20 protein-coding genes are annotated in these 22775 nt (G+C 30.1%); 4 read left to right on the top strand and 16 right to left on the bottom strand.

Annotated elements, in window-relative coordinates:
- Positions 1–7: 7 nt before the first annotated feature.
- The 3 genes from crcB to MJ_RS08130 all read right to left on the bottom strand — a co-directional run bounded on the left by crcB (position 8) and on the right by MJ_RS08130 (position 2498).
- Positions 8–382 (bottom strand): fluoride efflux transporter CrcB, encoded by a 375-nt coding sequence (gene crcB / locus MJ_RS08140; protein WP_010871047.1) that lies wholly within the window; start codon positions 380–382, stop codon positions 8–10.
- Between the two features lie 65 nt (positions 383–447).
- Positions 448–1083, bottom strand: coding sequence for a cobalt-precorrin-7 (C(5))-methyltransferase (locus MJ_RS08135; RefSeq protein WP_010871046.1), 636 nt, complete (start codon positions 1081–1083; stop codon positions 448–450).
- Positions 1084–1229: 146 nt separating this feature from the next.
- Entirely contained in the window at positions 1230–2498 is a 1269-nt protein-coding gene (locus MJ_RS08130) for a cation:proton antiporter (protein ID WP_010871045.1), read from the bottom strand.
- Between the two features lie 88 nt (positions 2499–2586).
- Between MJ_RS08130 and MJ_RS08125 the strand changes: the two genes are divergently transcribed.
- Complete coding sequence (locus MJ_RS08125; RefSeq protein WP_010871044.1) at positions 2587–3750, top strand: geranylgeranyl reductase family protein; 1164 nt, start codon at positions 2587–2589, stop codon at positions 3748–3750.
- A 31-nt stretch (positions 3751–3781) separates the two neighbouring features.
- On the opposite strand, the gene MJ_RS08120 is transcribed toward MJ_RS08125, so the two are convergent.
- The 8 genes from MJ_RS08120 to MJ_RS08085 form a co-directional block, all read right to left on the bottom strand.
- Positions 3782–7309: an ATP-dependent DNA helicase gene (locus MJ_RS08120; protein WP_010871043.1), complete on the bottom strand. Its 3528-nt coding sequence runs from the start codon at positions 7307–7309 to the stop codon at positions 3782–3784.
- A 115-nt stretch (positions 7310–7424) separates the two neighbouring features.
- Entirely contained in the window at positions 7425–8549 is a 1125-nt protein-coding gene (locus tag MJ_RS08115) for a hypothetical protein (RefSeq protein WP_010871042.1), read from the bottom strand.
- The gene (locus MJ_RS08110) at positions 8537–9361 is read right to left on the bottom strand and encodes a hypothetical protein (RefSeq protein WP_162484769.1); all 825 of its coding nucleotides are present in this window, start codon (positions 9359–9361) and stop codon (positions 8537–8539) included. Before MJ_RS08110 ends, MJ_RS08115 begins: the two co-directional genes overlap by 13 nt.
- Positions 9362–9374: 13 nt before the next feature.
- Positions 9375–9647: a hypothetical protein gene (locus tag MJ_RS08105; RefSeq protein ID WP_064496856.1), complete on the bottom strand. Its 273-nt coding sequence runs from the start codon at positions 9645–9647 to the stop codon at positions 9375–9377.
- Between the two features lie 15 nt (positions 9648–9662).
- Positions 9663–9908, bottom strand: a complete 246-nt coding sequence (locus MJ_RS08100; RefSeq protein WP_064496855.1) for a hypothetical protein — start codon at positions 9906–9908, stop codon at positions 9663–9665.
- A gap of 25 nt (positions 9909–9933) precedes the next feature.
- Positions 9934–10224 (bottom strand): TM2 domain-containing protein, encoded by a 291-nt coding sequence (locus tag MJ_RS08095; protein ID WP_064496854.1) that lies wholly within the window; start codon positions 10222–10224, stop codon positions 9934–9936.
- A 27-nt stretch (positions 10225–10251) separates the two neighbouring features.
- Positions 10252–11319 carry a class II glutamine amidotransferase gene (locus MJ_RS08090; RefSeq protein ID WP_010871038.1) on the bottom strand — a complete coding sequence of 356 codons (1068 nt, stop codon included), beginning with the start codon at positions 11317–11319 and terminating at the stop codon, positions 10252–10254.
- A gap of 2 nt (positions 11320–11321) precedes the next feature.
- Positions 11322–11684: a gamma-glutamylcyclotransferase family protein gene (locus MJ_RS08085; protein ID WP_010871037.1), complete on the bottom strand. Its 363-nt coding sequence runs from the start codon at positions 11682–11684 to the stop codon at positions 11322–11324.
- Positions 11685–11801: 117 nt separating this feature from the next.
- Here MJ_RS08085 and MJ_RS08080 point away from each other — a divergent pair, with 117 nt between their 5' ends.
- A complete protein-coding gene (locus MJ_RS08080) occupies positions 11802–12800 on the top strand; it encodes an HFX_2341 family transcriptional regulator domain-containing protein (protein WP_064496853.1) in 999 nt (332 codons plus the stop codon).
- 4 nt (positions 12801–12804) lie between these two features.
- Here MJ_RS08080 and rgy read toward each other — a convergent pair whose 3' ends face one another.
- Together rgy and MJ_RS08070 are read right to left on the bottom strand one after the other, a co-directional pair.
- Positions 12805–17646: a reverse gyrase gene (rgy, locus tag MJ_RS08075; protein WP_010871035.1), complete on the bottom strand. Its 4842-nt coding sequence runs from the start codon at positions 17644–17646 to the stop codon at positions 12805–12807.
- Between the two features lie 181 nt (positions 17647–17827).
- Entirely contained in the window at positions 17828–18151 is a 324-nt protein-coding gene (locus MJ_RS08070; protein WP_010871034.1) for a carboxymuconolactone decarboxylase family protein, read from the bottom strand.
- A gap of 167 nt (positions 18152–18318) precedes the next feature.
- Between MJ_RS08070 and taw3 the strand changes: the two genes are divergently transcribed.
- Positions 18319–18900: a tRNA(Phe) 7-((3-amino-3-carboxypropyl)-4-demethylwyosine(37)-N(4))-methyltransferase Taw3 gene (gene taw3 / locus MJ_RS08065; RefSeq protein ID WP_010871033.1), complete on the top strand. Its 582-nt coding sequence runs from the start codon at positions 18319–18321 to the stop codon at positions 18898–18900.
- A 17-nt stretch (positions 18901–18917) separates the two neighbouring features.
- Here the strand turns inward: taw3 and MJ_RS08060 are convergent, their stop codons facing one another.
- From MJ_RS08060 to MJ_RS08050, 3 genes are all read right to left on the bottom strand, one after another.
- Positions 18918–19379 (bottom strand): DUF1931 family protein, encoded by a 462-nt coding sequence (locus MJ_RS08060; RefSeq protein WP_010871032.1) that lies wholly within the window; start codon positions 19377–19379, stop codon positions 18918–18920.
- A gap of 129 nt (positions 19380–19508) precedes the next feature.
- The gene (locus tag MJ_RS08055) at positions 19509–20183 is read right to left on the bottom strand and encodes an ABC transporter ATP-binding protein (RefSeq protein WP_010871031.1); all 675 of its coding nucleotides are present in this window, start codon (positions 20181–20183) and stop codon (positions 19509–19511) included.
- Positions 20184–20185: 2 nt separating this feature from the next.
- Positions 20186–21373 carry an ABC transporter permease gene (locus tag MJ_RS08050; RefSeq protein ID WP_064496851.1) on the bottom strand — a complete coding sequence of 396 codons (1188 nt, stop codon included), beginning with the start codon at positions 21371–21373 and terminating at the stop codon, positions 20186–20188.
- A 78-nt stretch (positions 21374–21451) separates the two neighbouring features.
- Here MJ_RS08050 and MJ_RS08045 point away from each other — a divergent pair, with 78 nt between their 5' ends.
- Positions 21452–22639 carry a COG1361 S-layer family protein gene (locus tag MJ_RS08045; protein ID WP_244409420.1) on the top strand — a complete coding sequence of 396 codons (1188 nt, stop codon included), beginning with the start codon at positions 21452–21454 and terminating at the stop codon, positions 22637–22639.
- Positions 22640–22775: the final 136 nt, after the last annotated feature.

The following is a 22775-nucleotide window of genomic DNA, read 5'->3' as shown; positions in this document are numbered from 1 at the left end:
ATTTCACCTACCTAAAGATAGCTAAAGCTAAAACCCTACCAAAATAAACCATAATCAAACAGCCAACTACATTGATTAATATATTTAGTAGAGCTTTAAATAATAATCCTTCATCAACTAAGACAAAGGTTTCATAAGAAAATGTTGAAAAGGTTGTTAAAGCTCCACAAAATCCAGTTCCAATGAATAATTTATATTCAGTTGGTATTGGAGCGAATAAAGAGCAGTATAACAAAAATCCTAAGATAAAACTACCTATTAAATTAACTGCTAATGTCCCTGTTGGTAATCCAAACTTTACTGGAACAATCCCGCTGATTAAATATCTAAAAATAGCTCCAAAAAATCCTCCAACACCTATTAATAATAGTTCCCTAATCATCCTCTCCTCTCCAACCTTTTAGTAAAAGGTTGATCAAAACTTAAAGTATCATTAACTGTCCTCACTCAAATCTCTTCGTCTCCCTCATAAACACAAACTGTTAAATAAGAGAAATCTCCATTAGCTATTTCTTTTAAAGATTTTAAGCTAATTTTTTCATTTTCATAAGTTAGATTTTCTAAAACCCAAATTTTTGTGTCTGGATTTATACCATTATTTATTAAAAACTTCGCATCCTCTTTCAAATTGTTTGGTAAGAAGATAACTTTCTCATGATTTTTTATCAAATTTAAAAGCTTTTTCCTATTTTCTTCTTTTCCGTGGAGTGTTATTATATAATAATCTTCCCAGGAGATTTTTAATTTTGCAGCTGCTATTTGTATAGATGAAATTCCAGAGATAGCTTCAATATCTTCTTTTTTAGCTCCAATCTTTAATAATGTTTTTAATAATCCACTAAAACATGGGTCTCCAGTTGATAATATGGCAATCTTTTTATTTTTTATATTTTCATTTTTTATTAGCTCTTTTAACTCTCCAATTAAGTTTTTTGTTAGAGTTATTTTTTTATCTTCATCTATATTAAATAATTCTAAAGCCCTTTTACTACCAACAACCAAATCAGCATTTTCAACAATTTTTATTGCTTTTAAAGTTAAATATTCTCTATCTCCTGGTCCAATTCCAACTATATAAATCATAGTTTCACATTCAAATAATTTATTACTATTATGTTTTTAAATATCAATAAAATTAAAAAGATAAGGTAAAGATATCAGAATAAGAATATAAAATAAGAATATAAAAATATAAGTTAAATTTTGAATTAAAAATTTAAAAATTGAAATTAGGAGGTTGAGGTCTTTCTTTTCAATAATATATTTGCTAATGGTTTTGCCCATGAGGCTTCCAAGACAACACTGACTATTATTGTCATAAAGGTTGCTACTAATATAGTTCCAGCGAGTTCTGTTGGAGGCATTAAGCTTGCTATATTTTTTGGAACTATGTTTGGATGTTTCATAATCTCTGTATAAACCATTGCTGCTAACGTTGCTGGAACTACCCCTCTCGGCCCTTCTAAAGCTAAATATATCCTTTCAGTAAGTGGTCTAATTGGTGGAATAGCTGTAGCTATCAAAACACCAACAGGTCTTGCTAAAAGTATAGAACCCAATGCACATAAAAATGCAGGGAGTGCATATTTTTCTAATAATGGGATTGAGATACTTGCCCCTAATAATACGAAGATTAATATTCTGATAAATATGGAGAGTTCATCCATAAACACTGCAACCTTTTCCATATCTTTTTTATGTTCTTTTTTATGCACTATGACGTTTCCAATATATAATCCCATTATAGCCACTGCCATAAATCCACTAATTTCATAGCCAGTTATTGATGGGAAAATTCCCTCAGCAAAATACCAAAAGGCAATAGCCAATCCTAAAGTAAATGGAGCAATATAGTCCTCAAACTTAATTTTTGAGATAATAATTTCATAGAACTTGCCTGCTATAACCCCCAATATTATCCCACCAACAGCTAATGAGAAAAATTCAAGAATTGGATTCTCAGCTTTAGCTAAACCAAGGGCTGATAAACATATAAGTGTTACAACAATCCCTAATGGGTCGTTAAAAACACTCTCTGCTTCTAAGGTTATTGCTACTTCTGGATCAATATCCATGCTTGAGAATATTGGTATTAATGTAGCAGGGTCAGTAGCCGAAACGATAGCCCCAAATAGCAATCCAATCAATGATAAGATTGGAAGATGAAAGACAAAGTTAAATACTATTCCAGATATAATCCAAACAATTAATAAAGCCAGTATATCGAGTTTTATTATAACATCCAATACTCTCTTCATAATGTTCCATTCCATTTCAAATGAACCAATAAACAACAATATAATTAATCCAAAGTTTCCAATAAAATCAAAGGAGCTTTCAACAATATTTTTTGGGATTACATTTAGTATAGAAAGTATGAGACCAAATATTAGTAATAGAGGAATATCAGGTATGCCAATCTTTTTAGCAATTTTTGCTATTATGGCACCTCCAGCAAAAAGAATAGATAAATAGCCGAGAAATAATACAATATTCACAATCCCACCAATCTTTTAGTTTTTAATATCTGGATATACAGACACTAAACTTTACATTTAGAAAGCATATAAATTTTTTGGTGGTAATGTGAATAGAAACGATTACGATGTTGTGATTATCGGTGGAGGGCCGGTTGGCTGTATAACTGGAGAGTATATAAAAAATGGTAGGGTTTTGATTGTTGAAGAGCATCAATCTATAGGTGTTCCTTTGCAGTGTGCTGGCTTAATTAGCAAAAATGGGGTTAAGGAGCTTGGTAATCCTAAAGGAGTAGTTAATAAAGTTAGAGGAGCTTATATATATTCCAAAAATAGCATGGTAAAAATAGGCAATGAGGGAATTAGAGCTTACATTTTTGAGAGAAAGGTTATGGATAAAGATATAGCCATTAGAGCGGCAAAAAAATGCGATTTTTTATTAAAAGCTTATGGAAAAATTGAGAAAGATAAAAATGGTTATAAAGTGGAAATAACCCACTTAGGAGAAAAAATAACCCTAAATCCAAAAATTATTGTTGGTGCTGATGGAGCTAAAACAATAACTGGCAAAAAATTGGGCTTAGTAAATAACAAAAATAGAGAGATTTTATCAAGCTGTCAATTTGAAATGGTCAATGCTGAGGTAGATGATGATTTTGTTTATATTTTCTTGGATAGAAAATATTCAGAGAGATTTTTTACATGGATTATTCCAATGGGGAAGGATAGGGTTAGGGTTGGTTTGATAGATAGAGGAAACTGCTACAACAAGCTTATAAGATTTATAAATGAAAATAAAATAGCTAAGGAGATATTAAAAAATGCTACAATAACAGAATTTTCTACTGGCTCTTTACCAATTGGTTATTTAGATAAAACCTTTAAAGATAATGTTTTATTAGTTGGAGATGCTGCCTGTCATGTAAAGCCTCTAAGTGGGGGAGGGTTGTATTTTGGAGCAATGGGTGGAAAGATAGCAGGTGAGGTTATTAGTAAATATTTAAATGAGGATATAGAGAATTTAGAGCTTTATGATAAAAGATGGAAAGAAACATTTGGAAGTGAGATAAAAAATGGTTTGAGAGTTAGAAAATTGTTTTTAAAGCTGGGAAACGATACTTTAGATAAAATCATTGAGAAATTATCAAAAAGTGATTTGATTGATTATATAAATAAGCATGGAGATATGGATAGGCAGGCATCTTTATCTATAAAGGTTTTAAAATCATTAGATATTGGATTAGGATTTAGAATTTTAAGGGATTTGTTATAAAAGAATAAATCATAATGTCATTTTTAGAAGTTTAAGAAATTTGTTGCAGAGTTTTTAGTTTTTCCAATACTTGACTATTATTTTTTAAATCCTCAGATGTTGAAATAATTAAAACCTTGTCCCCCAACTTAGTATTTTCATTAATTTCTGAGAGTTTAATTATCTCAAATCCATTTTGTTTATATATGGGTTCTTTTTCTTCTTTCTGTCTTTTTCTATACTTTTCATTTTCTAACATACCATAATGTTCCCAAAGAATTGTTCTATTTTTTATATTTAATTTGAAGTCAGGAAGAACTCCAATTTTTAAATATTCTGATAGTAGTTCATAAATATATTCTATTCCTACCTCATGGAAGAGATTTGCCAATACACATTCTTGCCAACTTCTAACTTTTTCCCCATTTATTGTTATAATTTGTCTATTTTCAATATAAGGAACTAAATATGAAATGTTAAAATTTTCAAGGAGATTAGTTTTTCTCCTTGCTAAGTCAGAAATATTTGTTTCTAAGAAGTTTTTAAGCTCTTCTTCAACAATAACATACAATCTTTTTTTAGCTCTTGTTATTGCAGTATATAGCATTTCTTTTGAGACAAATTTGTTCAATCCTTTTGGAATTATTAAGATGACATTTTCAAATCCACTACCTTGACTTTTATGAATTGTTATTGCATAGGCATGTTCCATTTCTTTTTCATCTGTATATGCTTCTATTTTTGGATAGTAGAACCTTATAATGGTTTTATTTTCATATTTTTTCTGGTATTTGTTCCATTTTTTGAAAGTGTAGGCGAAACCCATCATTCCATTAAATACGCCATGTTCTTTTACCCATTTCCTTCTTTCAGTATCATAAACCCATTTTTTGTAATTGTTTCTAATTTGTATAACTTTATCTGCAACTTTACCATCTCCAAAAAACCAATTCTCCAACATTTTATTTTTATATTTGTCTGGAATAAACTTTGATTCCTGTTTTATGAATAAATTAATCATATATGAACCAAATTCTCCCTTAGTTTTTGTTGGAACTAAAATTTGTAATTTATCATTAAAAACTGCAAAGTCAAAGAAATCTTCTGTATTATTTTCTTTTAGTATGGTTTCTATAGCATTCTCTAACGATTTTTTAATGTTTCCATCTTTAACAACTTCTATTGTTATTATTTCCTTTTCTATGCCACCAATATTCTCTTTAATCCTATAGATTTCATTATCTCCTAAAGTTTCTTTATTTTTAAACATTTCATTCAAAATTTTTATTCTTTCTTCTTTATCAATATCTAAAAACAATTTTGAAAGTTCAACAATCTTCTTAGAGTCAGCCCTTAAGACAATTTCCAATTTACATATTGATTGTGGATTAACTTTTTCTAAATAGTTATAAATGTCATAGAAAGGTTTTCCAGCACCAACTGGTGGCAATTGGTTAATGTCTCCAACAAATATTAAATACTTCAAATTATCCAATTTTATTGTTCCCAATAATCTTCCCATTGTTTCAATATCTACCATTGATGATTCATCTATAATTAAAGCATCAATTTCTTTCTTGTCATTACCAGTTATTTTATCCAATCTAAGGATGAAATAATTATCTCCCTCAAAATAATCTTTAAATTCCTCTGCAATATATCTATGTATTGTTTTTGCAGTTGCTAAATTATTTAATTTTTCATTAACGACCATTGCTGACTTTCCAGTTGGTGTTAATATGTAGATTTTATTTAATCCAAGCACTTCCTTCATTAATTCCATAATTGTTTTTATGACCGTTGTTTTTCCAGTGCCTGCTGGTCCTGTTAATATTCCAACTCTATTTTTAAGTAGATTTACAACTGCCTCAGTTTGCATATCTAAAGCTTTTTCATATTCTTCATTATCAACTCCCGCTGGTTTTTTATTTTCGTTTTTTATTCTTAATTTTTCTCTAATTTCTAATGGATTCAAATCAATATTTGGAGCTTTCGACTTTAAGAGATAATTTATGGTATTTTCAATTATCTCCTCATATTCTCTAATTTCTTTTAGGGTAAATAATTCAATAATTTCTTTATTTTCATTATTTTTAACTTCTTTTTTGACTATTTCAACTTTTTCAGATATTATGTCTTTATATTCCTCAATTATCCTTAAAAATTCATCAAAAGTTATCTTTACAATGTCTTTATCCATTTTTTCAAAGAAATCTTTAAGGTCTTTTGTTGAAATTGTAGTGTTTCCTGAACTTAAATGCCTTTTTAGAATTTCAACCAATAAAGCTCTAACTCTATATGGACTGTAAGGATTAAATTTATCCCCCAATCTTCTTCTTTCCCATGAGTCAAGCTCTTCAAATATTATCCTTTCAAAACTATCATTTTCTTTTAAATCCTCAACCAAAATGTATGGATTTTTTATTATGTTATCTAAATTAATAAATTCTTTTTCATATTGTTCCTTAATTTTTTCAAGTTTAAATGCAGATAACTCATAATAAACAGCATAATTTTTTAAAAACTCTCTAAACTCTTCCTTCTGTGCTATAAATTTGTCTATAACCTTTTTTGTAATTCCAAACTCTAAATTTTCTTTTCTATTTTCTAAACTTTCAATTAATGCATTATAAAGTTTCTCTTCTCCTTTTTCTCCTTCATTTTTCCAAAGTTCAATATATCTTGAGTAAGCATCTTCCATTCCTAAGAAATAAAGAACTCCAGGAAGTCCAGGATATTTATATTTACTACCTTCAAGTTCTGCAATAACCTTTTTTATATTTTCAGCGAATTCATCAAACTTTTTCATAACATGAGGTCTAAATGCTATATTCTCATCAGTTAAGTATTTATCAAAGTCCTGATTTTCTTCTCTAAATTTATTGAATTCCTCAACAATTTCAAGCCCTTTTTTAAGAATTTGGACTGCCACCTCATCGGATATAAAGTTAGACATGCCTTTAAAGTATCTTTCAAAGTCCCCAACTTCAAAAATTAAATTAAATTCTTTTAGAATTTCTTCAATTTCTTTATTTTTATTTTTGCAGTATTCTAAGAGTTCTTGATAAGGTAAAGCAAATATTACATCATTCTCTACATCAAAAACAATGCCTCTTCCTACTCTATTAGGACTCTGTTTTTTTCTAATGTAATCCTTGCTACCATCTATTATTTCCTTTATTTTAACACATCCGACTATTACTCTATTTTCAGATAAAGGATTTTCTCTAACATAAAGTATTGCGTATTTTCCGTTAATCATTCTTAATTGTTCTTCAATTTCTTTTTTTATCATTTTTATTTCATGTTCATTTCTGTTTTTTCTATCAACATAAAATATTGCTGGAAATCTTATGTTATGCTCCTGTACTTTCCCTTTACAAAATACTATTGCTTCACTACATGCTCTTTCTCTTGAATTTCCTAAATTAGCATCTGGATTATTTACACAAAATTCATACTTTCTCTTTCTTATCACATATCCAAAGCTCTCACAATATTTATTTTCTTTTGGATTTCTACAAACTCTACCATTCCATCCAGAATCATGCCACGCTATCAAAGATATTAAATTTCTCATGATACCACCTCAGCTTTATTTTAATATTAAGTAGAAGTAATATTTATATTTTTTAACTTTTATTTATTAAAGTATTTTACAATCTTATTATCTATATAAACAAACCTAATAATTATCAAAGAAACATATCATTAAACCCCAATTTCCTCAAATCATGTAGAGTTATATTATTAGCCTCACTTAATTTCTTTTCCATCTCTCTTAGCTCTTCAACAAACTCCTTCAACCTCTTCATATTATTATAAAACACATCCTTTTTTGATTCTCTAACAATTCCTCTAATAATCTTTATTAACTCCTTATCAAAGTATCTAACATCTATCTTAGATGATTTAGGTAAATTTTCCCTAATATTCAACAATGTCTCAATAATATCATACTCTTTAACTTTAAAACCTCCATTTCTCAAAATTTTGAAAATTACATGGTTAAACATCTCTTTACTACCATCTTTCTCCAATTCTTTTGTATAATCATATAGCAAACACATAGCGGCTATATTTTTTATAAACTTAAACTCATATTCTCCAATGTTATCAATAAAGTCATAATACCAATCAAAATATAGATATTCTATTAAATTTTTAATTTCATCTGCCAATTTTTCTCTTTCTTTTTTATCTTTTGATAAATATAAATTATAAAACTTTGATAGGCAAATAATCAATACTCTTTGCTCATTTTCTCTCATACTTAATATATCACTCTTAATTTTCTCAATGTAGGCGTTTATTATGTTTAACCTACGAATAATGTCATCTGGAAGATTGTTATTAGCTATAATCCTTCTATAGCTATTAATATCTTCTAAACTTCTATTAAGTGAATTGTAAGTAATTCTAAGGACTTTATCAGTTAACACCACTAATTCATGCAGTTTTTTAATAATTTCTAATTCTTTGTCATCTATGCTTTCCGTTCTTAGTATTTCGTTAGATACTACCTTAAATATTATCTCAACTGCATTATAAACTCTCTCTTTGATTGTTAAAGACTCATCATCAATTGTGTAAATATTATATTCTAAATCATCCAGAATTTTGTTAATTTCAAATATATTTCCACTTTTTAATTCCATGATAAGATTTTTAATATTTTTAGAAACATTTTCACTCAAATCATGTATTTTGTTAGTGTAATCTGGAATGAAAATTATGCGAAGGAATAGTTTTGTCATGTATCTATCTACACTGTCGATTTCGTCTTCACGAGGTTTTGAACCAAAGATTATACTAAGCAATTCAGCCCACTTTTCTTTTTTCTTTTCAATAGTTGGATTAGATTTTTTACTTTTACCAATTTTACTACCATACTTTTTGTCTTTATATTTTTCCTTCTTATTAAAGCACTCTCCACTGAAATATCCAGAATTTCCTGGCTTTTCAAACTCAACATGCCCAACACTTCCATTATATTTTTATTAACATCAATATCCCTAACTAACCACCCACTAAACCACTCATCATCACAAACAACCCTCTTCCCTAAATCAAAAACTCCTCCACCATCTAAGATGTTATCTAACCTCTCATTAACCACATCCCCCATCAATATAAAAGTATAAACTTCCTTACCATTTAAAGTTGTCTTAAATATCATCTCATTCCTAATTTCTACTTGCCAATCAAATTTTTTAGCCATTTTATAAAACTCATCAAACTTTGGCTTTAACTCTTTAGGAATTACTAAAGAAACTCCAATATTCATCCAATCTCTCAATCTATTCCCTAACTTTATCTCCTCATCTCTTAAATTATATCTATTACCAGCAAACCAATTTACTACTTCCAATAACCACTCTTTAGCATGATTTCTTGTGTCCAATCCCAATTTTATTCTTGCAACACCATCAATAAACTCATCATTAGTTAAAATTCTATTATGATAATAATTAAAGACATCATCAAATATCTCTACCTTATAATCCCCTCTTTTTGTATATTCGTCAAATAATACTACAATCTCATTCAACGTTTCATTCAATGGCACTCTCTCACAGCCAATAACTTCAACAACTTCCCTATCTTTAATCCTCTCACTCCACAAATTCATAAGCTTCACCATTTTACTTCACCAATTCCTTAGAGATGTAATAGCCCATAACAATAGGAAATATCAGAAATCCAATAAGAATCAGCAATTCAGGAAGAAATATGACAAGGAGTAGTAGTGTGGATGTTGTTGTTAGACACTTCTTTTTGTCTTTAAATATAAGGCGTGGTAGAATTACTGGCACTCCAATGATTCCATATAACGGCCATAATGGAGCTATAGAATACAACACCAACGTCGCAAAAAACCAGCAAAAAATTCTTAACATTATTTTTAGAAATCCCATACTGCCACCGAATATTCAGTCCTTTAAGAAATCGAACAGCATACCCAACATAGTAAAAACCATCAATAATGCAAATACCGTTACCACAAGTGCAAATACTCCCATTCCTACCTCTCCAAAGTTAGAGGAGATTAATCCATCAATTATCATCCCAATACACAAGACTGAAAACATTATCCCTCCTATAATAAAGAAAATACACGCTATCAGGAATATTATAACCATTACACTTATTATGAGTTCAATTAAATCCAATATCATCAAATCTCCTCCAAAAAATTAAAAATTAATCATCTTTGCTGAAGATTATTGAATAAAGTTGGGCATTGTAATCCTTTGCTGACTTGTAGGCATCATAAATGCTATAAATCCATGGTATAATAAGCCAGCATGTTAATAACAATATTATTCCCTTTCCAACCCTTCCAAGATACATTTGCCCTGCTCCTGGAATTATGAAGCTAAGCAATACTGCAATACCGACACTCTTTTTCTTCTGCTCATAATACACAATTCGTTGATTTTTATCCATGTCTTTTACAAAATCTTTAATTTGCATTAGTTCTATTTCATTCATCGCCATCACCTCAATTCTATTATTAAATTAACTCATAATTATCCTATTTCTTCTCCATCTAAATCCTTTAAGCCTTTTATCAATCTCTACCCTCTTTTCTGGTTTAGTATAAAATGTTGCCTCTAAATCATCCCAATTGACAGTGTCTCTACTATCTTGCTTGATATATCCCTTATCCAACAAACTTCTAATCCCAATTCTCACAACGGAAGCATCATGTCTTATATTTCTGGATAAATACTCAAGATTTTCAATTATTTTCTTTAAACTGACTCTATGGGGACTTTCTCTAAGGATTTTTAAGATTTTCAATTCCAAATCTGTCAATCTCTTATTAGAGTAAATCATTTCCCCATTTTTAAACACCATAAGTTCTCCATTTTCAAAAGACTTCCAATCTTCATTAGTTAGAGGATTTGTAGCTATAATAAACCCTTCTTCTCTCACACTTTTAACATCTCCTAAGTTTATAATATAATCCTCATCCTCCAATCTAATTCTTCCATAAGGTGGCTTTCTCTTTAGGAAATGCAACTCTCTCCTCCCTCTATAATCTTTATAGGCAAATAAATACTCTCCATCGGAGAATAAGCAATTAAAAGCTCCATAGTAATTAATATCAAGCAGTATATCCAACATCTCATCAAAACCCTCTTTATTCCACTCAATCTCCCTCTTTTCAATTTGAGATAATAAATAGCAGAATACATACTCCGAATCCGTCTCTCCAATTGGATAATAGCCATCAAGCTCTAAATCCTCATATCCAAGTAGAGTTCCATTGTGAGCAAATGCTATTTCTTTATCTTCTAATTTTCTAACAAATGGATGGGTATTTACGTAAGATTCACTTCCAGCACTTGCCTTTCTTATGTGGGCAATGAATATATTTGATTTTATCTTAGTCCATCTGACACATTCAGCTAATAAAGCTTCATTCATTTTAATCGGCTCTTTTATTACCCTAACAAACCCATCTGGATAAAATGCAATCCCCCAACCATTTGGATGATCTTCACTCCTATGCTTAAAGCTATTTAATGATAACTCAACATTAACTTTCTTATTAAAGCAAATTCCAAGCAACTCACACATGCTTATCCCCTATAATCCTTATAATCTCCAGATTCTACCAGAATTCCACAAGATTCTGGATAAAAATAAAGCCAAGCCTCTATCTCCTTTCCAGAATCTAAAATTATCGAAACTTTCTTTCTTCTATAATAATCAGGATGTCCTTCAAGGCAGTCAATTCTTTTTAACGTTTTTTCATCAACCTCATAAACTTCCCCAACGATATGAGAGATTTTTTCATTTTCAACAACATAGGGGATGATATTGACATACATAGCGTATTTTTCCTTAGTTTTTCCTTTTCCAATGAATTTAGAGTTTTTTAAATATGGTTCATGATTCCAGAAGCCCTTTCTTAAACTCCCATAAACAAACACATACTCCATAGTATCACAACTTTGGTTTTGTAATGCTCATGAATAATTTAATATGAGAGAGTATAAATAATACTTACTATCTTAGTAACCTTAATGTAGTTACTGTCCTTACTAAAGGTGAGTAAAATGACAAATGATTTAGAGAAAATAAGAGGTGGAGTTCATATAGCAGTTCAAGGTTATGAAGTAGATAGAATTACAGAAGTTCCAATAATGAGGAGGGCTGAAAAAGTTTATTTAATTTGCAAACCTGGAAATAATGATTCAAAACGAGGAAAAGCATTTAAAAATGTTATTATTAAAAAGTTTGAAGAAAAGCGGGTTAATTATGAGATTGTAGAGGCAGATTTGTTTGATTTAGATGATATTGTTAAAAAGATGAAGTTAATTATAGCTCATGAGAGAAAAGAATTTGGAGATGTTAAATTCTATATTAACGTATCTTCTGGCTCTACAATTGGGTGTATTGCTGGCATAACCTGTGCAATGATATTAAATAAGGAAAATTCAAGGATTATTCCATATTATGTAATGCCAGAGAAATCTTTAGATGGCCTCTCTGAAAAAGAAAAGGAAGAATTAAAAAAAGAATATGAAAGTAAATATAACTGCCCTTATTTGCCAAGAAGTTTTGGCGTTAGAGGTGTTAAGCTAATCTATCCATTTGAAGTAACTTTGCCAAGGGAAGAGTTGCTAATATTTTTGAAGTTCATTGGCAGGGCTGGAAATAGAGGATTAACTATAAAAGAACTTAGTATTTTAACAAAAGAAGAGTTTTTAAACGTGGATTTAAATGATAATGAGAGTATAAAAGAGTTAATTAAAGCAGTGGAGAGAAAGGAATCTGTTAGCAACTCATCTGTTAAAAAAATGAAGAATTTAGTTAGAGAGTTAAAGGAGGTCGTTGGGAGTGATGTTGATGATTTGAAGAAGATTATTACTTGGAGGAAAAAGTGTAGGAGTTCAGTTAGTTCTACTGGGCAGAGTGATTTGGTTTGGGTTAATAAAAATGTTGTTGAAAAACTCTTAGAATTGGAATTGATAGAAAAACCAGAAAAAATAGGTAAGTCAAAATATATAAGAATAAGTGAAAAAGGGAAAATGCTACTGAACTACGTTGGATAATTCACTATCTTATACTCAAAATCTCCTCATGTAAAGCTTTTAGCACTTCTATGTAATCAACTTCTCCATTTTCAATCTTATCCATAATCTCCTCCAACTCCCTTGTTCTCTCTTCAGATATTAAGTGAGGATAATTGTTTATCAAATAATTATAGACTTCAATTCCCAGCTTTGTTGGGATTAACTTATTCTTATCTTTACTTTTAACTACGTATCCCCTATCTAACAGCTTTTTAATAATTTGGGCATAGGTTGAAGGTCTTCCAATACCCCTCTCTTTCATCAACTTAACAACCTCTCCCTCATCATACAATGGAACTTTTGGAATCTTTCTAAGTTTTTTGTCTAAAACTTTTAAACTGCTCTTTTCAATCCTTGGAAGCTTTTTTAATTTTAGATTATAAATTCTACTCCAACCATCAAACTTTATATCAACATATCCCTCAACCTTCTCATCTAAATCTTTTATATAAATCTCTTCATATTCAACAACAGCCTCTTTCATCTGAGAGGCTATAAATCTTCTAAATATCAAATCATAAACTTTTATATGATTTTTAGTTAGCTTTATGTTATTTTCCTTTAAAAACTCTATTAACTCATCGGTATTCATTGGTTTTGTTGGTCTTATACATTCATGAGCTCCTTCCATAAAGTATTCTCTATTTTTTAAATAATCCTCTAAATTGTTTAGTTTTAGATACTCTCTTGCTACTCTCATCCCATCCAATGAAACTCTTGTTGAAGAGGTTCTGTGATATGTGCAATTGTGTGAGATAACTCCATTTGATATAAAGTTTTGGTTATGTTTAATGCTTAAATCATAGACATATCCATCATAAGGAATATTTTCTACTTTTTTAACTCTAACAAAGGATATATCTCCATTAACAATCTTTTCTAAAAACTCTTTATGTTCTGAATTATTTGCATATCTTAGCACTGTCTTTAATTTTTCTCTTGGGATGTTATTTGTTTTCTCTTTATACCAATTTTCAATGTGTATTTTGCTATCTTTTAGAATTTCCTTTCTTCCCTTTTCAAATGTTAATTTCTTAAATACCTCTTTTACTGGCAATAAATCACATTCAAATCTTTCTTCATGCTCCTTCTTATATGTTTTATAACCATTTATAAATGCCTCTTTTCTAATCTTTAAATATTTCGCAATCTTTTCCTTAAAGGTTTCTAAGGACTTATTGCTTATTATTAAGGAATAAACTTCTCTACTTTTGTGTAAAGTATTTAGAATACCAATTGAGTTTAGATAAATGCCTATCTTTTCTAAAACATCTCTTCTTTTTGATGTTAAAACCATTCTTAAATTATGTTTTTTTGCCTTTTTATCATAAAGTAGGGAGAAGCATCCATCTGTATCAAAATATCCAGCAATTAATGCATTTATATAACTTTCTGGGAGAGAGAAGATAATTCCGTTTAATTTTCCATTTCTCATTCCTAATTTTTCCAAAATTTCAGCAATAATTGGATTTGAAATAATCACTTGGTTACCAGAAATCCAATTGTGTAAGAATGGGAATGTCTCATCCAATATGCTTTTAACATCCTTTAATGGTGTTTGTGCAATTCTAATTTTGCTATCTTGAATGCTTCCATCTCCCAATACCAAACCTGCAAAATACCAAAACCTCTCATCTAACTTAAACAATGGAATTTTTTTAGTTCCTGCAACGCTTTTATATATGTATTTTGCCTCTTTCTCAATCTCATCCAAATCAAAATTCCACTCAATTAGATATTTTAACGGGACTCTTCTATTTCTTAGATATTTGTATTTTGTGCTTGTTTTAATATTGTTTCTAATATATTCAGCTATTTTTTCAAATATTGTGGAGTTTTCATCAAACTCTATTAATACATCAGTAATATCCAAATATTTCAGAAGATTTAATAGGGAGATTGGCTTTCTTTCAACTTTATAGTTAAATGGCATTGCAATGTAATCATTTTCCTTAATATCTTTTGCAGGAATCCATTTTAGTTGATTGTCTCTTAAAACCAATAAGCAATGGTCTGGAGTTGCCTTTAGCTCATAATTGTTCGAAAGAGTAATTTTACTTAGGTTTCCATTATATCTCAATTTCCAGAATTTAATGGCTGTATCTATTTTTATTGATAAATTATCTAAATCTAATGATAAAACATTTCTTTCCTTAGCATTAACAATGTCTTCAATTGTTTCAATTCTTCCATCCCCTAACACAACATAGGTATCTGGAGTTAAACATAACCCTAACTCAAAAAGCTCTTGAGCTATAGACATTATTTCATCGGTGCTTAATCCAAATCTCTTTGTAGCTTCCTCTAACAATGTGTCTGTTGTGAATGGAGGTAATGGAGGAATCTCCTTCTCATAAACTTTAACTTCAACTTCAACCTCATCCTTATCAAACTCATCTTCCCAAATCTTTCCAATATATATGTCATTTTCCAATTTTAGAGATAGATAAGGGACTTTTATTTTATGTTCATTGTATCTCTCAATAATCCATCCTAACACTGGTGTTTGAACTCTACCAGCTGAGAGGTAGTTTTTATTAAATACCTCCCAAAGCTTTTGACTCAACCTAAATCCAATCCATCTATCTTCTATCCTTCTAACTACCTGTCCTTTAACTTTATTTTCATCTAAGCTAAGTTCTTCTCCTTTTTTAAATGATTCAACTGCCTTTAATATTGCCCTCTTTGTAATCTCATTAAATCCTACTCTGTAGATATTTCTATTGAATGGGAGGGCATTTATGGCTATGTCATATCCTATCTTCTCTCCCTCTGTATCGATATCGGTTGCTATGAATATTGCATCAACCTCATCGGCTATCTCCCTAATAATCTCTATGTTCTCCTTAGCATCCATTGCATTTACTCTCTCTCCTTTCTCCATTAACTGCTTTATCAACTCCTCCAAATCCTTTTGGTCGGTAAATTGCTCTCCATTCACTTTTTTAATTGATGTATATATTGGAATATACAAGTTATTTTCTATTTTAACCCCATAGAAACCCTCTTTTGTAACCAAATCAAATACATGCCCTCCACTCGCAGTTATAATCAAGTTTAAATCTCCAATACAAACCTCATAGACATTTCTGTTGTTTATCTTTCTAACAGAGGGCTTTCCAAAGAAGTTTGCTATAGTTCTTGCCTTATTAGGGCTTTCTACAACCATTAAGACAGATTTTAGCAAATCTGGGACTTTTCCTTTGGCTCTTCCAACTTTTATTTTCTCCCTATCTTCATCAATCTTTTTAATTAGCTCCTCTAAGTTTACCTCATCTATTCTTTTAAATTCACTCTCATACATAAAGAGCATATACTTTTTGAGGGCTTCAAAAATCTCTTTCTCATCCACCAATACAATACTTGCCCCTTTAGTCAAACCAAACTCTGTCATCCTTGAAGTTCTTCCAGATGCTTGGATATAGGTTTTTACATCTGGAATTAACAATAGATATTCATCATCCTCCTTCCTTAGAGAGAAGTTCTTTATCTTTAATTTCTCAGTTATTATCTGCCTAATTTCCTCCTCAGTCTTTCCTTCTATGTTAATATCTTCTTTTAACTCTCCCTTCTCCTTTAAGCTGTTTATATACTCCTTTAATCTAATTTTAAACTTCGGAATGCCATAAAAGATAGCATATCTAACCCTTTCCGGCATGTCTAAACCTCTAACCAAGACACCATAGTATGATGCCACTCCAATCAAAACATCAATCTTTCCCTCTCTGAAATCATCAAATCCCTTCTTATCCTTTGAATGGATTAATTTTGCCTTGATATTATTTTCTAATAGATATTTTTCAATCTCTTGGGCTTTCTCAACTCCGTAGTCAATTGAAACGAACACAATTCCGCCAGAACCAAATAATTTTATATACTCCAAAATCTTCTCTTTGCTAAATTCCTCGTCGTAGATATCAACAACATCCCTAAGCTTATTCATTCCAAATCCAATTTCAAAGTCTAAAAGCTCTCTGTAAAGCTTAACTCTATCCCCATAACTCTTTCCAGTTGCAGAAGCAATTATTAAACAGCCATGCTTTATTTTAGATATTTTTTTCTTTAAAATTTCTCTCTTTTTCATTGCATCCTCTATCTTTCCAATCTTTATTAGGTAGATGATTTTATATGCCTCATTTATTATCTCTTCATCAAATCCTAACAACTTTAAAGTTCTGTCAATGTTTTTAGATGCTTTTAACAATGCATCGACATCATCAACAAATACAAAGTCAAATTTGCATTTTGGCATGTTTTTTGTTAGATAGTTGGATGTTGTTATCAAAACATCATAATCGTTGTTTTCAATCCTCTCCTTTACCTCTTTCTTTTCCTTTGTTGAGAGTTCTGAATGATATGCAACTACTCTTATATTTAAGTTATTTTTTTCTGTTAAGGAGGATATTTTTTCATAAGTTTGCTTAACCAGTAGTGTTGTTGGTAGAATTATATAACATCTTTTCCCTTTCTTAGCTAAGAATAGGCTCATAAGTATTCCAAAAAAGCTCTTTCCAACTCCAGTTGGTACTACGATTGAAAAACTCTTGTTCTTTAAAACCCTTTTAGCCCACATCTTTTGAATACTTAAAAGTTCAAATCCTAAATCTTTTACAAATTCTTCAAATTCTTTAAATTCATTCCAAATAATACAATAATCTTTTAAATTTTTCAAAGTTTTCTCTTCTCTAAGTTTTTCACATAATTTTAGTTTTTCAAAAACATTTTCTTCTTTTAAACATTTTTCACAAACTCCTATAGCTAACCTTTCACTCGTTATCTCTCCGTTACAGTTAGGACACATCTCTTTATATATCATCGGTATCATAATAACACCAAGTCAATGAATATTTATTAGAGAATCTGATAGATTATAATTTAATTTTTATGTTCATTTGGTTTATTTGGGTTTAAAAACTTTATTATTTGTTTTTGTAAGAACATTAATCTATATATTTAAATATATAGATATAATATTAAAAAATAAAATAAAAAAATATGGAGTAGAATTAACACTGGTCTCCAGCAACTTCTAATATTGCCTCAACTGCCTTTATAAATCTTGGCATACCCGCTCCTATATACACAACTTTCATAACATCCTGAATCTCTTCAATTGTTGCCCCCATTTCCATTAACTTTTTTGTCTGTCTTTTAACTGCTTTTTCATCCCCCAATGTTGCAACAACCGCTAACAAAACCAATCTCTGCATCTTTTCATCTAATTTTTTCCCACTGAAAACCTCCTTCTGCAAATTGGCAACAGCCTCATAAAACTCTGGGCAGTTTTTCTTTACAACTTCAATTGTCTCTGCTGGAACGAACTCTGCCATACTATCCTCAATGGTTGTTCATTGTTGTGTGGTGTTTTAACCACAATTATACATAATTAATTTTATAATATAAAAAACATAGAAATTTAAATCCGCTAATTATATCCATAAGATTTTATAGTGGCATAAATTTGCACAGTTATATTAATTAATATATAGGTGAAAATATGGGGTTTTTAGAGGATAAAAAGAGGACATTAATGAATTTAGAACTTGCTATAAGAGAGGGCTTAGTTGATGAGGAGATAATTCCAATACTAAACAAAATCAATGAAATCGATAATTATTACACAACCTCAAGCTGTATTGGTAGGGTTGGAATAATGGAAATTCCCAAAGATAAGAATCCAAAGCTATATTCAAGATGGCTTGGGAAGTGGCATCACTATGCCTCTTATGATGAGTTATTTAACGCTTTAAAAAACAAAAAAGAGGGTTATATAGTTTTTGTTATGAACTCCCCCATATTGCATATTGCATGTAAAGATATAGAATCAGCAAAAAAGATGCTTGAATTAGCAATACACTCTGGATTAAAAGCCTCTTCCATAAAATCAATTTCAGATAAAAGAGTTATTGTTGAAATTTTAACAACTTATAAGGTAGATACCCCTATAGGAGAAGATGGGGAGATATTTGTTGATAATAATTACTTAAAATTTTTATTGGACTACAGCAACTCTAAACTTAAAAGAGCAAGAGAAATTTTAATGAGATGGGCAAATAGATTGGATGAACTGAAAAAATAAAAAATGAAAAATAGCGATTATAATGTGTAGTCTAATACTTTCTTAGCTTCTTCAATATGCTCTTTTCTTATTCTCTCAATATCTTCATGTAACGCTTTAATTACTCTACCAACTACAATAAATATTGTTCCTGTTATTAATGGAAGGTTATCAACAACTATGTCATCCAAAGGTAAGTCTCCAGGTATTTTTTTCATAACATACTTTTTAATTGTTTCAGCTACTATGTTTTCCTCTTCAATAACGCTTCTAAATAACTCCATTGAGTTTAAAAATCCTTTTGTTAATGGGATGTGCCTCATCTTTATGATTTTTGCATTCTCTTCCTTTGCATTTCTGTGTGCTACTTCAAATAAATCTGCTAATTTCTTCTCAACAACATCCATTATGTCCTCTGCCTCTGTTTTATACAAATCGATTTCACAAGTTGTTTTCATTATCTTTTTAAGCTGTGGGTATGGAATTATCATTTCTGCCATTCTATCCCCTCTTTTTAATTTTTAAAATTTTTATTTTATGTTCTCATAACATACCTCTGCGAAACTTATATATAAAGGTTTCCTTTATAGTTCCCATATTTAATTTGATTATTTTAATAGTTAAATTTTTTATTTATTGATTATTTCAACTATCTCACCATCTCTCAACTTAATAATCTTTGAGGCATATTTTGTCAATTCCTGCTCATGTGTAACCATAATTATAGTTATTCCTTTTTCATTCAACCCTTTTAAGATACTCATAACAGCCATTCCACTTTTGCTGTCCAAATTTCCTGTTGGCTCATCAGCAAATATTATTTTTGGGTTGTTTGCTAAAGCCCTTGCTATAGCAACTCTTTGTTGTTGCCCTCCACTCAATTGATGAGGGTAATGATTCAACCTATCTCCTAAACCAACCATCTCCAAAAGCTTTTTTGCCCTCTTCCTTCTATAACTCTTATCTCTCTCATCTAACATCATTGGTAATTCAACATTTTCTAAGGCTGTTAATGTTTTTATTAAGTGGAATTGCTGAAATATAAATCCACTAATCTTTCTCCTAAATATAGCCCTTTCATTTTCACTCATTGAACTTGTTCTTCTCCCTTTATAATAAACCTCCCCCTTTGTTGGAGTATCTAAGAGAGCTAAAATATTCAATAAGGTAGATTTCCCACATCCACTCGGCCCCATTATCATTACAAACTCTCCCTCTTCAATTTTTAAATTAATATTTTTTAAAGCTATGGTTTTTGCTTCCCCTTTACCATAGATTTTCCATACATTTTTAGCTTCTATCAAAATTATTCCCCCCTCAATGTCTCTATTGGATTTAACTTAGCCCCACTTCTTGCTGGGAAATAACCGCTTATGACACCAACTAAGAATGAAAATATTAAAACTCCAACAATCAACTCCCATGAAATCCAAGCATTAACCATCAAATAACCCATTTTGTGAGCCAATGCTTCAATAACCTCAGCCAATAAAATCCCTAAAACTAAACCAACAATTCCACCAAATAAACCTAAAAATCCTGACTCAACAACAAATATTGCTAAAATATCTGTTGTCTCTGCTCCCAATGCTTTTAATATTCCAATATCTTTCCTCCTCTCCAAAATACTCATATGCATAGTGTTTGAGATTCCAACAGCCCCAACTAATAAAGATATAGCGGCAACTCCAACAACAAATATAGTTATTACTCCAAGGACTGAGCTAACTGTCTTTGCTAACTGCTCAGCAGTTAAAACAGAAAAGTCCTCATCTCCAAAAGATTTTTTTAAAGCTTTTTTAATTTCCTCTGAAACTTTTTCTATATCCTCCCCCTCTTTAACTGTTACGGAGATAAAGTTATATTTCCCCTCATTTCCAAATAATTTTTCTCCAACATCAATATTTAATATAATTGAATTATCATCCTGCTGATTTCCTATCTGCTTTAAAATTCCAACAACTCTGAATTTTTTATCTTTGATTTTTATTACATCTCCAACTTTTATCTCTCTATCAAACAAGTTATGGGCAGTTCCATAGCCAATGACACAGGCATATTTGTCATTATCCTCTAACCATCTACCCTCTTCAATATCGTAACCACTATCCTTATAAACCTCTCTTAATTTTGATGGGATTGCATAATAGTAGGATACAAACTTCTTTTCTCCATTGTATTCTATCTCACAACCTCCATACCAACCATACATAACTGTATCAACGCCTTTAACATTTTTAATTGCTTTAATTTCTTTTTTTGTAAATAGATGTGAAGGAGGAACGCCAAACTGTTTCATAGGCAGGATGGTTATTTTATTAGAACCCATTTTCATCATCTCCTCATGTATGTAATTTTGAACACCATATCCTAAAGAGATTAAGCTAACCATTGCTAAAACTCCTATTACAATGCCAATAATCGTCAATAAACTCTGAGTTCTTTTTTGCTTTATATTCTTAAATGCAAAAGTAATTATATCATCAACTTTCATAGACTTCCCCAAAAAACATCTAAAGCTTTATATACAAATATAAGCTTAAGCTTTATATATAGATTTATGTGGGGGATTATGATGAAGAAACTTTTGATAATTTTAATTGGATTTATTTTGCTATCTTCAATATCTGCCATTCAAATAGATGCTCCTCAGTATCAGCCGAATGTTATTCATCCTGGGGATGATGTGGATTTGTGGATTAAGATAAACAATGATAATTATGATAATGAAGTTAAAAACATAGTTGTTGAAGTAACTCCACACTATCCATTTGAGTTGAGGCAGGTTAATCCAATTAAGGGGAAAGCAACAATCAGCCATTTAAATCCTGGAGAATCAGACACTGTATATTTCAAACTACATGTTGATGAAAACGCCCCATCAAGAGATTATAGGATAGACGTAAAAGTAAGTTATGATGAAGTTGATAAAGAGGATGGAAAAGAAACAAGCCACCACTATGAAATAACTAAAATCTATTATCTACATGTTTATGGAATAGCAAGCTTTGAAATTAATATAGATGATACTTCAATAATTCCAGGAAAAACAAAAACTATAAAATTAGACATAAAAAATGTAGGAACTGGAAATGCAAAATATTTAAACCTTTATTTAATTGGAAATGATAAAATCAATATTTTAGGAGGAAGTTTAATTTTTGTTGGATGTTTAAAAGCAAATAATCAATATATCATCCCTATAAAAATATACGCAGTTCCAGAAATTGAGGATGGCATATACTCAATTAATGCAAACTTATTTTGGGTTGGGGAGGATGGTAAGCAGTATAATTCAACAATTCCTTTAAATATAAGGGTTGTAAAGAAGATTTATGCAAACCAGCCGTATATTTATTTAGATGATGTAAAAAATAAAGGAGATTATATAGAGATAACTATTGGAATTGCAAATAGGGGAACTACAAAGATTAAGCATTGTGTAATGACTTTAACTGCAAATGGGAGGAATTATACCAAGTATATTGGAGATTTGGATGAAGATGATTATGACACTTCAATCTTTGAAATAAAGGAGTTTGGGGATATTCCAATTAAGGTAACTGTTACATACTTTGATGACTATCACAACCCATATAACGCTACAGAGACATTCAATATACATGTAGAAAAAGTTAAAAAAGAGGAATCATTAAGTCCAATGTATATAATTGGAGGAGTAATTGTTGTTATAATAATTATCCTATATATTAGAAAAAGAAAGAGACATCAGGAGTTTGAGGAATTTGAGGAAATTTAAATAGAACTCTCGTAATGAATAAATAATTTATTGGCAATATGTCGATATCCATATTTTTGTAAAGTTATAAATTTAATATTCTAATGTCATATGCAAACACAAAAGTTCTATTAGATACTAAAAACTATTTTTTGCT

It is taken from the genome of Methanocaldococcus jannaschii DSM 2661, from assembly GCF_000091665.1.
GTDB lineage: Archaea > AGJL01 > Methanococci > Methanococcales > Methanocaldococcaceae > Methanocaldococcus > Methanocaldococcus jannaschii.
Note: the sequence above shows the minus strand (reverse complement) of the source record. Positions and strands in the feature narration are given on the sequence as shown.